Annotated in this window: 13 protein-coding genes and 1 pseudogene; 6 read left to right on the top strand and 8 right to left on the bottom strand. The window is 63.3% G+C overall.

The genetic code is table 11. The annotated features are described in order from the left end of the window. The coding region (locus tag X751_RS0134160) for a hypothetical protein (protein ID WP_031247279.1) at positions 1-572 on the top strand (572 nt) is incomplete at its 5' end. Between the two features lie 6 nt (positions 573-578). Next, positions 579-1,331: an RNA ligase family protein gene (locus X751_RS138170; protein WP_245265833.1), complete on the top strand. Its 753-nt coding sequence runs from the start codon at positions 579-581 to the stop codon at positions 1,329-1,331. Between the two features lie 34 nt (positions 1,332-1,365). On the opposite strand, the gene X751_RS138175 is transcribed toward X751_RS138170, so the two are convergent. The 4 genes and pseudogenes from X751_RS138175 to X751_RS01000000164220 form a co-directional block, all read right to left on the bottom strand. Continuing rightward, positions 1,366-2,064 (bottom strand): ABC-type transport auxiliary lipoprotein family protein, encoded by a 699-nt coding sequence (locus tag X751_RS138175; protein WP_023746004.1) that lies wholly within the window; start codon positions 2,062-2,064, stop codon positions 1,366-1,368. Then, the gene (locus X751_RS138180) at positions 2,045-3,418 is read right to left on the bottom strand and encodes an MlaD family protein (RefSeq protein ID WP_023699351.1); all 1,374 of its coding nucleotides are present in this window, start codon (positions 3,416-3,418) and stop codon (positions 2,045-2,047) included. Before X751_RS138180 ends, X751_RS138175 begins: the two co-directional genes overlap by 20 nt. A gap of 14 nt (positions 3,419-3,432) precedes the next feature. Continuing rightward, positions 3,433-4,248, bottom strand: a complete 816-nt coding sequence (locus tag X751_RS138185; RefSeq protein ID WP_198022464.1) for an ABC transporter ATP-binding protein — start codon at positions 4,246-4,248, stop codon at positions 3,433-3,435. 4 nt (positions 4,249-4,252) lie between these two features. After that, positions 4,253-5,447 (bottom strand): annotated as a pseudogene (locus tag X751_RS01000000164220) (ABC transporter permease). Between the two features lie 77 nt (positions 5,448-5,524). Between X751_RS01000000164220 and dgcA the strand changes: the two are divergent. Then, positions 5,525-6,508: an N-acetyl-D-Glu racemase DgcA gene (gene dgcA / locus X751_RS138190; protein ID WP_023711447.1), complete on the top strand. Its 984-nt coding sequence runs from the start codon at positions 5,525-5,527 to the stop codon at positions 6,506-6,508. Here the strand turns inward: dgcA and X751_RS138195 are convergent. Both X751_RS138195 and X751_RS138200 read right to left on the bottom strand, forming a co-directional pair. Further along, a complete protein-coding gene (locus X751_RS138195) occupies positions 6,479-7,693 on the bottom strand; it encodes an MFS transporter (RefSeq protein ID WP_023746002.1) in 1,215 nt (404 codons plus the stop codon). The genes dgcA and X751_RS138195 overlap by 30 nt on opposite strands. 104 nt (positions 7,694-7,797) lie before the next feature. Next, positions 7,798-8,613: a UDP-2,3-diacylglucosamine diphosphatase gene (locus X751_RS138200; protein WP_023746001.1), complete on the bottom strand. Its 816-nt coding sequence runs from the start codon at positions 8,611-8,613 to the stop codon at positions 7,798-7,800. Positions 8,614-8,733: 120 nt separating this feature from the next. Here X751_RS138200 and X751_RS138205 point away from each other — a divergent pair, with 120 nt between their 5' ends. Beyond that, a complete protein-coding gene (locus tag X751_RS138205) occupies positions 8,734-9,513 on the top strand; it encodes an SDR family oxidoreductase (RefSeq protein WP_023746000.1) in 780 nt (259 codons plus the stop codon). A gap of 159 nt (positions 9,514-9,672) precedes the next feature. Beyond that, a complete protein-coding gene (locus tag X751_RS138210; RefSeq protein WP_023745999.1) occupies positions 9,673-11,997 on the top strand; it encodes an NADP-dependent malic enzyme in 2,325 nt (774 codons plus the stop codon). A 5-nt stretch (positions 11,998-12,002) separates the two neighbouring features. Here the strand turns inward: X751_RS138210 and X751_RS138215 are convergent, their stop codons facing one another. Further along, positions 12,003-12,623 (bottom strand): DUF1287 domain-containing protein, encoded by a 621-nt coding sequence (locus X751_RS138215; protein WP_023745998.1) that lies wholly within the window; start codon positions 12,621-12,623, stop codon positions 12,003-12,005. A gap of 203 nt (positions 12,624-12,826) precedes the next feature. On the opposite strand from X751_RS138215, the gene X751_RS138220 reads away from it, so the two are divergent. Then, positions 12,827-14,020 (top strand): DUF2865 domain-containing protein, encoded by a 1,194-nt coding sequence (locus tag X751_RS138220; protein ID WP_023745997.1) that lies wholly within the window; start codon positions 12,827-12,829, stop codon positions 14,018-14,020. On the opposite strand, the gene gltX is transcribed toward X751_RS138220, so the two are convergent. After that, positions 13,938-15,311 (bottom strand): glutamate--tRNA ligase, encoded by a 1,374-nt coding sequence (gltX, locus tag X751_RS138225; RefSeq protein ID WP_023745996.1) that lies wholly within the window; start codon positions 15,309-15,311, stop codon positions 13,938-13,940. The genes X751_RS138220 and gltX overlap by 83 nt on opposite strands. Between the last annotated feature and the right edge of the window lie 83 nt (positions 15,312-15,394).

Raw genomic sequence — 15,394 nt, 5'->3', positions numbered from 1 at the left:
CACAGCCGGAACGCCCTGCTCCGCAGGCGCCGCTCGGCGGCCTGCGTGGCACGCTCGATATCGAACGCCCCGCCGAAGCACCGCGCCAGCGCGACGCCAACGCCCGCACGCCGCAAGGCGGCTGGGTGCGCGATCTCCTGACCGGGGCATCGCGCGAGGAGGAAGTCGCCAGGCCGGCTGCGCCCGCGGAAGCACCGCGCGCAACTCCCGCCCAGCGTTCGCCGCTGCATGTCATGGAGTCGCTCAACTCGCTCTCGGTCGATATTGCCCGGGCGATCGACCACGACGCCTCGATCGAGCTGTGGAACCGCTACCGGCGCGGCGAGCGTGACGTGTTCACGCGCCGCCTCTACACGCTCAAGGGCCAGCAGACCTTTGACGAAATCCGCCGCAAATATCAGGCCGAGGCGGAGTTCCGCGCCGCCGTCGACCGCTACTGCGACGATTTCGAGAAGCTGCTCAAGGACGTCTCGCGCAACGACCGCGACAACATCATGGCGCAGACCTACCTGACGTCGGACACCGGCAAGGTCTACACCATGCTGGCCCATGCGAGCGGCCGTTTGCACTAGCTACGATTGCTGCATCAAAATGAAAAAGGCGGGAAATTTCCCGCCTTTTTCGTTTGTCATGGATCGAACAATGACGAGCGCAAAGAACTCAGGCTGCCCTTGCTGGCGCGATGGGCTGCAAGCTATGCCTCCAGCATGAGGAAATACGGTCGCACCTTTCATCTGCCGATATCGGTCGGAGCCACCAGCGACGACAAGGTCATGGCGTCGCTTGAAGGACTAAGGGTGGCTGATCTTGTGGTCACCGAGAAGATGGATCGAGAGAACACAACCCTTCATCGCGATGGCTCTCACGCGCGCAGTCCCGATAGCCGTTATCATCCATCCCGAGACTGGCTGAAGGCATTTGCAGCAAATGTTTCACCGCAACTTGCTGACGATGAACGGATTGTCGGCGAGAACCTCTATGCCCGACATTCGGTTGCGTATGATGCGCTGCCGTCATTTTTTCTTGGCTTTGCATGGATCATCGGGACCGAGATTCAACCGTGGGATTTGACCCTGGCCCGGTTTGAGGAACTGGGCATCACTCCTGTTCCCACGCTCTATCGTGGGCCTTTCAGCCCCAACCTCTTCGACAATCTGGCTGCGTCCCTGGATAAGGCCAAGCAAGAAGGCTTTGTGGCTAGGGTTGCCGAAGCATTTGCTGAGGCAGACATGCCCATTCGCATGGGCAAATATGTACGGGCAGGACATGTCCAGAGTGAAACCCACTGGATGAAGGCAGAACTGGTCACCAACCGTCTGGCAGGCGGCTAAGGTTCCTGGGTCTCAAGCGCCTCGCCGGGTTCGCTCAGATCACCGAATCCGTCCAGCCCACGATATCCTTCGCCGCCTCGCCGAAGGCGCTGTCGAGCGCGCTGACATAGGCCGGATTGCCGCTGCCCGAGACGGGAGCGGATGCGGTGAAGCTCTTCGAGGCGCGCACCTCGCCGTTGCGGTCGTTCAGGATGCGCACGAAGAGATTGACCTCGGCATGCTCGCCACCATTGACGCGGACTTCGAAGGAGCGGATCTCGACGATCACCTGGTAGTCGATCGCCAGCCCCTCGCCCGGCTTGCCGACGCCGGCAAAGCTTCCGGAGCGCTGGAAGGTTTCGGCGAGCCTCGCCTGCACGATCAGCGGCAGCCGGTCGGCCCATTGCGCGCCCTTGAGATACTGGATCGAGCGATCTGACGGCTTGATGACGATGTTCTGGCTGTCCAGCGCCTTGAGCGCGGAGGGCTGGGCGATCAGGATCTGGCGGCGGCTGTGGCCACGGGCGTCGATCGACGGGGCGGACAGCTCGAACGTATCGAGCGGCGCCGGCTTGCCTCCCAATGCCGCGCAACCAGCCAGCGTCAAGCCAAGCAAAACGACTGCCGATCTATACCCACCCAATCCGAACGTCACGCGTGATCCCCACTGTCCCCGGATCGTATGATGAATCCGCATCCGCGGTCCATGTAATTGCTGCGGGCGGGCACGGAAGTCAACGCCGTGCCCTGCCATCGAACTGCCGGACCTCGCCGTCGCCGCCCGACAGGATGCGCTGCGGGTTGCGGCTGAGATCGGTCACCGCCTCTTCGATGCGGCTGATCGAACGCCGGCTGTCCTGGACCAGCGCCTCGACATTCGACAGGCCCTGGCCCGAGAAGCGCGCAATATTGTCGGTGATCGTGCCAAGCCGGGCGTTCAGCGTGTCGGCGACCTGCTTGAACGACTTCAGCGTGTCCCTGGCATCGGCCATGACGCCGTCGGCTTGGCCCGAACCGAGCAGCGTATCGACCCTTTTCAGGATGCCGTCGACGCGCACCGAGGCATCGTTGAGGCGCGACGCAAGCTGTTTGGCGTCCTTGATCGTCTCGTCGATGTCGTCGGCCCGGTCGGCGAACTTGTCGGTCACCTTGGCGATGTCGGCGGCGGCCTTGTTGGCATTTTCGCTGGCCTTCTGAATGTTGGCGAGCGCCACGCGCACCTGCGCCGGATCGATGCCGTCGAGCACATTGTCGACCTTGGCCAGCGTGCCTTGCGTGCGCGTGGCGAAATCGTTCACCGAGCCGACCGCGGTATCGACGTTCTTGATCACGCCGTCGAGCTGTTCGCTGGTCTCCTTCAGATTGGCGGTGACGGCGTCCACATTGGCGACGATGCTCTTGATCTTGTCCTTGTCGACGGCATTGAGCAGGCTTTCGGCAGCCTTCAGCGTGCCGTCGAGCTTGCCGGAAACACCCTTCAGCTCATCCGACAGCGCGCTGACGGCGGTCAGGAACTTGTCGATGCCGTCGGCATTCCTGGCCAGCGCATCGGAAAATGTCTGGGCGTTCTTGACGGTCTGGGTCAGCGGCCCGCGCACATCCCTGGTGAAACCTTCGAGTTCGGAAAGCACCTTGTCGGCACGGGTGAAGATATTCTGCGCCGTCTGCAGCAGGTTGGTGACCGCCGATGGATTGGCGACGATCTCGGCGGTCCTGCCTTCCTTTGCCGCCTCTTCCAGGAGATTTGGTTCCTTTGGATCGGCGCCCTTCAATTCGATGTTGACCTGGCCGGCAAGGCTGGCGATGCCGATATCGGCCTGCGTCGATTTGGTGAGCGGCGTTGTCTGGTCGATCTCGGTCGTAGCAATGGCGGCATTGGGGTCATTGCGGTCGAAATAGACGCGCTTGACCACCCCGACCTTGACGCCGTTGAACAGCACCAGACTGCCGGGGCCGAGGCCGGAGGCCGAACCCTGAATGCGCACGCGCAGCTCCGCCGTCTCGCCGCGATCACCGATCTGGGCGGTCCAATAGACGAACCCGAACGCCGCCAGGATTGCAGCCAGGGTGAAAATGCCGACAATTACGTAGTTGGCTCTGGTTTCCATTGCCCCACTTATGTCTATGCGCGCGCGGCAAGATCAAGTTGCCGAGCGCGTTTTCCGCGGAAATAGGATTTGACCCACGGTTCTTCGCTTTTCAGCATGTCGTCGATCGTGCCTTCGACCAGGATTTTCTTGTTGCCGAGCACCGCCACGCGGTCGCAAGCGGTAAACAGCGTGTCGAGATCGTGCGTCACCATATAGACCGTCAGATCCATCGTATCGCGCAGCTTGACCACTAGTTCGTCGAATTCGGACGCGCTGATCGGGTCGAGGCCGGAAGTCGGCTCGTCGAGGAAGACGATGTCGGGGTCGAGCGCCAGCGCCCGCGCCAGGGCGGCGCGCTTGATCATGCCGCCCGAAAGCTCCGAGGGAAATTTTTTCGCGGCGTCCGGCGGCAGGCCGACCAGTTCGATCTTGAGCAAGGCCAGCTCGTCCATCAGTTTCTTCGGCAGATCGAGATATTCGCGCATCGGCACCTGCACGTTTTCCTGCACGGTCAACGCCGAAAACAGGGCGCCGTGCTGGAAAAGCACGCCAAGCCGCATATCGATGCGCAACCGTTCGATGTCGCTGGCCTTTTCGAGGTCGAGGCCAAACAGCTTGATCGTGCCGGACTGCTTGTGCAGCAGGCCGAGAATCGTGCGCAGCAGCACCGATTTGCCGGCGCCCGAGGCGCCGACGAAACCGAGGATTTCGCCGCGCTTGATGTCGAGCGCCAGTTTGTCGAGGATCAGCTTGTCGTCCAGGGCAACGGTGATGTCGCGCACCGACAGCACGATATCGTCTTCTTCCATTCCCTGCACAGCCTTGGTCGCCTTTGAGTTTCTGCGCATCATGTCAGAACTCGATCGATGCGTAGAAGATGGCAAAAAGGCCATCGAGGATGATGACAACGAAGATCGATTTCACAACCGAGGCGGTGACGTGCAGACCCAGCGATTCGGCGCTGCCGCCGACCTTCATGCCTTCTACGGAAGCAATGGTGCCGATGATCATGGCCATGAACGGCGCCTTGATCAGCCCGGCGAAGATGGTGCTGATATCGATCGCGCCGCGCAGCCGGTCGATGAAGGCCGTCGGCGCAATACCGGAATAAAGCCAGGCGGCTAGGATGCCGCCGCCAAGAGCGGCAAAATTGGCGACGATGGTGAGACAGGGCAGCGCGATCACCAGCGCCACCAGGCGCGGAAACACCAGCACGCCGATCGGGTTGAGGCCGATGACCTTCAGCGCGTCGACCTCCTCGCGCATCTTCATCGAGCCGATCNCCGATCTCGGCGGTGATGGCGCTGCCGGAACGGCCGGCGATCATGATGGCGGTCATCAGCACGCCGAGCTCGCGCAGGATCAGCACGCCGACCAGATCGACAACGAAAATGTTGGCGCCGAAATAGTTGAGCTGGTAGGCGCCCTGCTGGGCGACGATGGCGCCGACGATCGCCGACATCAGCACCACCACGGGGATGGCGCCGACACCCATGCGATCGATCTGGTTGAAGATCGCCGCCGGATTGATGGCATGGCCGCGCCCGAGCTTCATCTGGGCGCCGCCGATGGTGGCGCCGAGGATGTTCATCGAGGCGAGGAAATCGTCGCGCATCTCATAGATGCGGCGGCCGACCGCCTCCAGCCCGCGGAGGATGATGTTGGGGCGCCGGACGCCGCGCGATTCGGGCTCGCGCCGGACAGCTTCGCCAACGGCGCCGAGCAGGATCGAGGCGACATCGCTTTGCCCCTGCATCTTGATCTCGACACCCTTCTTTTCGAAGACACTGACCAGGCGATCGATCAGCCAGGCTCCGGCGGTGTCCATCTTCTCGATGTGGGAAAGATCCAAAGCGAGCGTCTGGAAGCCTTTGCGCTGCTCGATCTTGCGCATCTCGGCGTCGATCAGCGCCACTGTCGTCGTCGTCCAGATGCCGGAGAAAGCGCAGCCGAGGACGCCGCCCTCCTCGCCGACCGCAACGCGGGGCTGGTGGTCGGCCTCCTTGGCGGCGTTGCCGCTTGCGTCGCGTTTGCCGATGGTCAACATGGCGTCCTGTTTAGCCTGACGGGTCGTACCTGTCGATTTGCCGACGACGCGTTGTCGCATAGCCGGAGCAGAAAATTATGGCGCGTGTCATTTCGGTTGAGGCCGAGCGTTTTCCCATTGCCGGCACCTTCACCATCTCGCGCGGGTCGAAGACCGAAGCCGAAGTCATTAGCTGCACGATCAGTGATGGGGACAATCGCGGATGGGGCGAATGCGTCCCCTACAAGCGCTATGGCGAGACCATGGAGGGGGTGCGCGACGCCATCGAGGCCATGCGCCGGCAGATAGAAGGCGGCATCAGCCACAAGGACCTGCTCGATGCGATGCCGGCGGGTGCTGCCCGCAACGCCATCGATTGCGCCTTGTGGGACCTGGAGGCGAAGATCAGCGGCGTTGCGGTCGCGGACGCCATCCACGCTGTGCCCTTGTCGGCGCTGGAGACGGCCTACACGCTGTCGCTAGGCGAGCCGGAGGCAATGGCGGCGCAAGCCCGCGCCAATGCCGGGCGGCCGCTGCTCAAGGTTAAGATCGGCGGCGACAACGACATGGCCCGCATCCGCGCCGTGACCGAAGCGGCGCCCGACAGCCGCATCATCCTCGACGCCAATGAAGGCTGGACCGATGCCAACATCATCGAGAATCTCGCTTTCGCCGCCGAACATGGCATAGCCCTGATCGAACAGCCGCTTCCCGCCGGCCATGATGCCATCCTGCGCCACATCGCGCATCCGGTGCCGATCTGCGCAGACGAAAGCGTCCACGAGGCGAAGGACCTCGAAGCGCTTGTCGGCCTCTATGACGCCGTCAACATCAAGCTCGACAAATCCGGCGGCCTGACCGCCGCCCTTACCCTTCGCAACCGCGCCCGGGAGCTGGGATTCGGCGTGATGGTCGGCTGCATGGTTGGCACGTCGCTGGCGATGGCGCCGGCAGTGCTTTTGGCGCAAGGCGCCGACTTCGTCGACCTCGACGGTCCGCTGCTGCTTGCCCGCGACCGCCAGCCCGGCCTCGTGTACCAGGGGTCGCTGGTGTCACCGCCTGACAGGATGCTGTGGGGCTGAACGCGCGGCGAGCCCGATCAGCGCCAGGCCGACGATGGCGATCGGGATCATCGCCAGGAAGCCGTCGACGCCGTAGCGCTCATAAAGCGGGCCGGACGCCAGCGTCACCGCCGCCATGAAGAAGCCGTTGAAGAAATAAGCAATGCCTTGCGCGGCACCAGTGCGCTCTTCCGAAACCGTTTCGCCGATCATCTTCTGCAGGCCGATCAACACCATCGCCACCGACACCGAATGCAGGGTCTGGACGCCGAAGAAGCCGGCGACGCCAAGCCCGAGTGGCCAGATCAACGGAAAGGCGATCCAGCGCACGATGGAGCCGACGCCGGCGATCAGCATCACCTTGACGACTGAGACGGAGGCAAAAATACGGTTGAAAAACACGAACATGCAGACCTCGGCCACTACGCCCCAGGCCCACAGCAGGCCAACGACGGAATCGCTGATGCCGACCGATTTCCAGTAGATGGAGACAAAGCCGTAGAGGAAGGCATGGCTGGCGGTGATGATGCCGACGCCGAGGGTGAAATACAGGAAATACGGATTGAGAAGGCTCGGCGCCTGATGCTGGATGTCGGCGGCAGATAGCGGCGAAGCGCGGCGCGGGCGGCCAAGCCGCGGCGCCAGCAATCCGGCGACGAGCGCGGCAGACAGCGCCGCAAAGATGATTACCGGCACGGCCTGCGGGCTCGTCCAGGCCAGGATAAAGCCGCCTGCGACGTTGGCGCAGAGATAGGATATCGAGCCCCATTTGCGCATCGCGGTGTAGTTCGAGCCGAAACGGCGCACGCCCGACAGCGCGAGCGAATCGGCGATCGGCGAATGCGGCGTCCACACCACCGTCAGCGCCAGCGATACGGCAAGCACCGCCGCATAGGTGGGAGTGAGGAAATAGCCGGCGGAAAGCACCATCGTCGCGGCCACCAGCGCGATATAGACATCGGCCCTGTCCTTCGCCCGGTCCGCCAGCGCGGTCAGCAGCGGCGTCGTCACCACGCGCAGGAACATCGGCGCCGCCAGGATGATGGCGATCTGCTCGGCGTGGAAACCCTGGGCATGCAGCCACAGCGGGAAATAAGGCACATGCGTTCCCAGGGACATGAATAATGTCGCGAAGATCAGGCTCATGCGCAGTTCGAAATGGCGCGGCTTGACGAGTTGTTTGGGCGAGAGCGGCGGCAGCGACATGAATCGATCCAATTACGCTGCACAAAGGGCTGCAACGCAGATCGATCCCTTAACATGCGCGAAAGCGGTCCGAAACTGCCTGGACCAGTCGATTAACAGGAGGGTTATGCCGCTTCGACGACCCTGTCTTCGATGAGCAGCGGGATGAACGGCTCGTCCGGTGCTTCGGGCAGCACCAGCGCCCAGTGGATGATCTCCATCTTGCCGTCGAAATGTTCGACCACCGCCGTGCAGCTCTCCACCCAGTCGCCGGTGTTGATGTACTGCACATTCTCATAAGTCTCGATCGCGGCGTGATGGATGTGGCCGCAGATGACGCCGTCGACATGCGAGCGGCGGGCCTCCTCGGTCAGCACGGTCTGGAACGAACCGATGAAGTTGACCGCCTTCTTGACCTTGACCTTAGCCCAGGACGAGAACGACCAGTAAGGGAGACCCAGCAAATGGCGGAGCTTCGTCACCACGCGGTTGACCATCATCGCGGCGTCATAGGCGTAGTCGCCGAGGTAGGCCAGCCAGCGTGCATTGTGGACGACGGTATCGAACTGGTCGCCGTGGATGACCAGCAGGCGCCTGCCATCGGCGGTTTCGTGGATGGCGCGGTCGGCAACGACGATGCCGCCGAAATGCACGCCTTGGAACTGGCGCGCGAATTCGTCGTGATTGCCGGCGATATAGGTGATCGAGGCGCCCTTGCGCGCCTTGCGCAGCAGTTTCTGGACGACGTCATTGTGGCTCTGCGGCCAATGCCAGCTGCGCCGCAGCCGCCAGCCGTCGACGATATCACCGACGAGATAGATGATATCGGCGTCGTGATACCGCAGGAAATCGATCAGGAACTCGGCCTTGGCCGCCTTCGATCCGAGATGCAGGTCGGATATGAACATGCTGCGGAAAGTGCGGGTTTCTGTACCGGACATCAGATCGTCACCGTTGCTTTCGCGCAGGCTATGCCCCGATTCATGCAACAACCGTATGACGGTTGCGATTGGGCCAGCCAAAGGGCTAGCGTGCCGCGCCATTCACAGGAGAAAATCGTCATGGATCTCGGCATCAAGGGCAAGAAGGCCATCGTCTGCGCATCGAGCAAGGGGCTGGGCCGCGGCTGCGCCATGGCGCTGGCCGAGGCCGGCTGCGATCTCGTTGTCAACGGCCGCAATGCCGAGCTGCTGGCAAAAACCGCAGCCGAACTCCGCGAACGCTACGGCGTGAAGGTGACCGAGATCGTCGGCGACGTCTCGAAACCCGACGTGCAGCACGCGCTCCTTGCCGCCTGCCCCGACCCGGATATCCTGGTCAACAACAATGGCGGCCCGCCCTTGCGCGATTTCCGCGAACTCGACCGCGCAAAGATCCTCGAAGGCGTGACGCAGAACATGGTGACGCCGATCGAACTGGTGCAGGCCGTCATCGACGGCATGGCCATGCGCGGCTTCGGCCGCATCGTCAACATCACCTCGCTGTCGGTCTACGTCCCGATTCCCGGCCTCGATCTGTCGTCCGGCGCGCGAGCCGGGCTGACCTCGTTCCTGGCCGGCGTGGCGCGCACGGTGATCGACCGCAACGTCACCATCAACAGCCTGCTGCCGGGCAAGCTCGACACCGACCGGCTGCGCGGCCCGCATGAGGCCGGCACGATGGAAGACCCGGCAGCGGCCGCAGCGCGCAAGACCCGCATCAGCGCCGACGTTCCGGCCAAGCGGCTCGGCACGCCGGAAGAGTTCGGCCAGATCTGCGCCTTTCTGTGCTCGGTCCATGCCGGTTATCTCACCGGCCAGAACATCCCGGTCGATGGCGGCCTCTATGTCAGCGCGTTCTGAAGGGCTCGATGGATAATCGGCAGGATTTCAGCGCAATCATCTGAAATAGTTCGATCTTTCCGGACCGGGTTGTTTTAGCCGCCCTTGCGTCATTTGGCGTCGCGAAAAACCATTTTTGCGTGCTAAAAGGCTGCAAAGCAGGTTTGAGGGAGCGGCCGCATGGAAGGCGAGAACAAGAAAACGGCACGTTCGGACCTCGACGAAGCCGCCCTCTACTTCCACAAGCATCCAAGGCCGGGAAAGCTCGAGATCCAGGCGACCAAGCCACTCGGCAACCAGCGCGATCTGGCGCTGGCCTATTCGCCTGGTGTTGCCGCCCCCTGCCTCGAAATCCGCGACAATCCGGCGACCGCCGCCGACTACACGGCGCGCGCCAATCTTGTCGGCGTCGTCTCCAACGGCTCGGCCGTTCTCGGCCTCGGCAATATCGGCCCGCTCGCCTCCAAGCCGGTGATGGAAGGCAAGGCGGTGCTGTTCAAGAAATTCGCCGGCATCGACGTCTTCGACATCGAGATCGACGCGCCGGGCATAGAGCGCATGGTCGAGACGATCTCGGCGCTGGAACCGACATTCGGCGGCATCAATCTCGAGGACATCAAGGCGCCCGAATGCTTCGAGGTCGAGGCGCAGTTGAAGGCCCGCATGGGCATTCCCGTCTTCCATGACGACCAGCATGGCACCGCCATCATCGTCGCCGCCGCGGTGCTCAACGGGCTGGAATTCGCCGGCAAGACCATTTCCGACATCAAGATCGTCACCTCAGGCGCCGGTGCGGCAGCGCTCGCCTGCCTCAACCTGTTGGTCTCGCTTGGCGCCAAGGTAGAGAATATCTGGGTCACCGACCGCTTCGGCGTCGCCTACAAGGGCCGCACCGACGAGATGGATCGCTGGAAAGACCCATATGTGAAGGACACCGAGGCGCGCACGCTGGCCGATGTGATCCTTGGCGCCGACGTTTTTCTCGGCCTGTCGGCCGCCGGCGTGCTGAAGCCGGAATTGCTTGATCATATGGCGCCTAAGCCGTTGATCCTGGCGCTGGCCAACCCCAATCCCGAGATCATGCCGGAGGTCGCGCGCGCCGCCCGTCCCGACGCGATGATCTGCACCGGCCGTTCCGATTTTCCCAATCAGGTCAACAACGTGCTTTGTTTTCCTTACATCTTCCGCGGTGCGCTGGACTGCGGCGCCAGCGCCATCAACGAGGAGATGAAGATGGCCGCGGTCAGGGCAATTGCTGCCCTTGCCCGCGAGGAACCATCCGACGTCGCCGCCCGCGCCTATTCCGGCGAGACGCCGATCTTCGGACCCGACTTCCTGATCCCCTCGCCCTTCGATCCCCGCCTGATCCTGCGCATCGCGCCGGCGGTGGCCAAGGCTGCCTGCGACACCGGCGTCGCGACAAGGCCGATCACCGACTTCGCCGCCTATATCGACCAGCTCAACCGCTTCGTCTTCCGCTCCGGCCTGGTGATGAAGCCGGTGTTTTCGTCGGCCAAGGCGTCGACCGCCAAGCGCGTCATCTATGCCGACGGCGAGGATGAGCGCGTGTTGCGCGCAGCCCAGGTGGTGCTGGAGGAAGGCATTGCCGAGCCGATCCTGATCGGCCGCCCGCACGTCATCGAGGTCAGGCTGAAGCGCTACGGCCTGCGTATCAAGCCGGGCGTCGATTTCGGCCTGATCAACCCGGAAGACGATCCGCGCTACCGCCATTATGTCGACCTGTTGATCGAGCTTGCCGGCCGGCGCGGCGTGACGACGGAGGCCGCGCGCACCATGGTGCGCACCGACAATACGGTGATTGCGGCACTGGCCCTCAAACGCGGCGACGCCGACGCCATGATCTGCGGCCTCGAGGGCCGTTTCGAGCGGCATCTGCGCAATGTGACGCTGGTCATCGGACCACGCGCGGGCGTCAAGGACCGCGACCTGTCGACGCTGTCGATGCTAATCTCGCAGCGCGGCATCATCTTCCTCACCGACACCCATGTCTCGGTCGACCCGACGGCCGAGGAAATCGCCGAAATGACCATATTGGCGGCGGAGGAAATCCAGCGCTTCGGCATCGAGCCGAAGGCGGCGCTGCTGTCGCATTCGGATTTCGGCTCGCGCGATTCTCCCAGCGCGCTGAAGATGCGGCAGGCAGCGGCGATCCTGGCGCGCGTTGCGCCCGACCTGCAATGCGACGGCGAGATGCATGCCGATTCAGCCCTGTCGGAGCATCTGCGCCAGCGCGTCTATCCGCATTCGCGGCTGAAGGGCGAAGCCAATCTCCTGGTGTTCCCCAACCTCGACTCCGCCAACATCACGCTGACCGCGCTGCGCACGATGATGGATGCGCTGCATGTCGGTCCGATCCTGCTTGGCACCGACAAGCCGGCGCATATTTTGACGCCGTCGGTGACGTCGCGCGGCGTCGTCAATATGACGGCGCTGGCGGTGGTCGAGGCGGCGCACAAGGCGCAGGCGGTGGTTCATTTCGGCTGAGTTTCTCACGCAGGCGCGAAGCGGTAATGCCCGGTCTGCTTGAAGGCGAACAGCGTGTCCTCCTCGCGGGCGCCCGACCCGATATTGTGGATGACCAGCGCTCGTTCCGGCACGTCCGCCGTGCGTTCGGATGAGACGATGACGATGTGCGGCAGGTTGCCGGGCAGCATCTGGGTGACGATATCGCCCGGCTGAAAGTCGGGAGGATACTCGCTGGCGGGCAAGGAAACTCCCTTGCGCCCGAAAAATGCGGCAAGATTCCCGACCCGTCGGTGGTCGATGTTTCGATCGGTCGCTTTCAGACCCCAGGTCTTGGGATAGGCGGCGAAATTGGCGGCCATATCCTCATGCACCAGTTTCTGCAGGTCGAGATTGAAGGCGCGGCGATAGGCGCGCACGATGACATCCGTGCACACGCCCCTATCCGGCGCGACGTCGCCACCGGGATAGCCGAGGCGGACATAGGCCGGGTCGTAGAAGGTGGTGACGCCGATCTGCTCACGCGCGGCTTCGACCAATTTGCTGCGCCAGTCCGGAGCGGCTGGATTTTCCTGCGCCCGGGCGGCGGGCGCCGCCAGGCACAGGAGGCCGAACTGCAGTGCGGTTCGACGGGTAATCGCGGTCATGCCAGGTCCCCGGGGCATTGCTGGATCGTGGGATAATTCCGGGGCGATTGCGCCTTTTTCATGCAGCGGTGAGATCGCACAGTTGCCGCCCTATCCAAACGCCTCCTGCAACGCCTCTATGGGCTAAGACCATCTTTGGTTGTAGATTGAGGGAACGGTTAACCGCGAATCCGGTAGACAGGCAGGCAAGCGGGGTTCGGGCAATGACGGGCGGACGATGGAGGCTGAAGCACCTGGCTGCGCTGCTCGGCGCGCTTGTGCTTTCGGCCGTCGCCACCACTGAAACGCAGGCCGCCTCCCGCGTTTGCCGTCAACTGGAAGCCGAGCTTGCTTCTTCATCGAATGGCGGCGGCAATTCCAGCATGGTGCGGAAGTATGACAAGGCCATCTCCCGCCAGTTCGAACAGCTATCAAAGGTGCGCGGTCGTGCGAGCGATGCGAATTGCGGGTTTTCGCTGTTTTCGCGCAATGTCAGCCAATGTGCTGCGCTGAACAGCAGCATCGATCGCATGAACGCCAATCTCGATGCGTTGCAAGCCAAGCGCGCGCAGCTTGCCGGCGGCTCGCGGGGCGACCGCGGCCGCATCCTGGCCGCGCTCGACGCCAATGGCTGCCGCGACGAGCCCGCGCCGCGCCGGGAGCCGCTGCAGGAAGCCAGCCGCGAACCCGACGACGGCAATCTGTTCGACCAGCTTTTCGGCGGCAACCGGCAGATCGACACGCTCGATCAGCCCGATGATCCCGGCGAGGAGCGCAATGTGCGCCGGGTGCTCAATCAGCCCGGCGTGCCGGATTTCCCGACGGTCGGCGGCGAGTTCCATACGAGCTGCGTGCGCACCTGCGACGGCTATTTCTTCCCGATGTCGAACTCGGCTTCGCTCGGCGATTTCGAGCGCGACCAGAAGAATTGCGAATCGAGCTGCCCCGGCACCGAAATGCAGGTGTTCTATTCGCGCGGCATGGAAGACGATTCGGCCAACATGACGTCGTCGGTGACCGGCAGGCCCTACAGCGAGTTGCCGACCGCCTATCTCTACAAACAGCCCAACATGTCGCGGCCGCTGGCTTGTGGCTGCAATGCGCAGGCCGGAAATTTCGAGATCATCGGCGGCAACCCGCCACCGCCCGAGCAATCGCAGCCTGATACCGAGACAACGCCATTCATTCCGGTGCCGGCGGCCAAACCCGATCCGGGCGCGGATCCGGAGACGCTGGCGAACGTACAAGGCGGGCTCGACCGCGCTGCCATCAAGCGCCTTGCCGTCAAACCGGTGGTGTCGCCGGTGTCGCTGATCCCGCCGGACCAGCGCAAGGTCAGGGTCGTCGGGCCAACGTTCCTTCCCGACCCAGCAGCGGCAATAGATCTGCAAGCTCCGGCCCGGAAGCAAGTCCGGTAAGCGCCAGTCTCAGCGGCATGAACAGCGCCTTGCCCTTGCGGCCGCTGGCTTCCCTGATCCTGGCCGTCCAGTCCTTCCACACCGTTCCGGTCCACGGCTCTTCCGGCAACAGGTCGAAGGCCTGCTGCAGGAAGTCGCGATCCTCGTCGGAAAATTCCGGCGCGGGCTGCGGGCCGTCGGCAAGGATACGCCACCAGCCGACCGCGTCGCTCAGCCGGTCGAGATTGCCACGCACCGCCAGCCATAACGGCTCGGCCTTGTCGCCGGAGATGCCGAGCACGATCAGCCGATCCCGCGCCTCGGAAAACGGCATGTGGTGCATGAGCGCACGATTGAGCACGAACAGCTCGTCCGGGTCGAATTTGGCCGCCGATTTCGACGTAGCGGCGGGATCGAAGCGCGCGGCCAGTGCCGGCATGTCATGCACCGCCGCGACATTTTCCGAGGTGCCGACAAGGACGGCCAGCGAAGCCACAGCCATCGGTTCGATGCCCTCCTCGCGCAGGCTTTCGATCGACAGCGCACCGCTGCGCTTCGACAGGCCCTCGCCCGAGGCCGTGGTCAAGAGATTGTGGTGGCCGAAGACAGGCGGCTCGGCGCCCAATGCCTTGAACAGCGCGATCTGCACGCCGGTGTTGGTGACGTGGTCGTCGCCGCGGATAACATGACTGACCCCCATCTCGATGTCGTCGACGACCGAAGGCAGCGTGTAGAGATAAGTGCCGTCCTCGCGCCGCAGCACCGGATCGGACAGTGAGGCCAGATCGACGGTTTCCTCGCCGCGCACCAGATCGTTCCAGTGCACTTCGGTGCGTTCGGGCTGCAGCGGATCGCTGGTGAAATTCGGCAGCAGAAAGCGCCAGTGCGGCCGGCGCCCGTCCGACCGGTATTCGGCGATCTGCTGCTGCGAAAGCGCCAGCGCCTCGCGACCATAGACCGGCGGCAGGCCGCGCGTGCGGCGCACCTTGCGGCGCAGGTCGAGTTCTTCGGGGGTCTCGTAGCAGGGATAGACAACGCCGGCTCTCTGCAGCCGCTCCACCGCCGCGTCGTAAGTTTCGAAGCGCCGCGACTGGTATTCGGTGGCGTCGGGAAAAATCCCCAGCCAGTGCAGGTCGTAGAGGATGGCGTCGGAAAATTCCTGCCTCGAGCGGGCAATGTCTGTGTCGTCGAAGCGCTGGACGAAACGGCCCTTGTTGTTCATGGCAAACAGCCAGTTGAACAAGGCGGTGCGGGCATTGCCGATATGAATGCGGCCGGTTGGTGAGGGGGCAAAACGGACGGTAACTGTCATGGGCGGGGCGTAACGGATGCTCTTGGAATTGACAAGACGCGCCCCCGCGCGACGCCAAAGACATAATGCACGCCAGCTAAAAT

Origin of the sequence: Mesorhizobium sp. LNJC394B00, from assembly GCF_000502555.1 — a bacterium.
In the GTDB taxonomy this organism is placed as follows: domain Bacteria; phylum Pseudomonadota; class Alphaproteobacteria; order Rhizobiales; family Rhizobiaceae; genus Mesorhizobium.
This window is presented reverse-complemented; position numbering and strand designations above follow the sequence as displayed.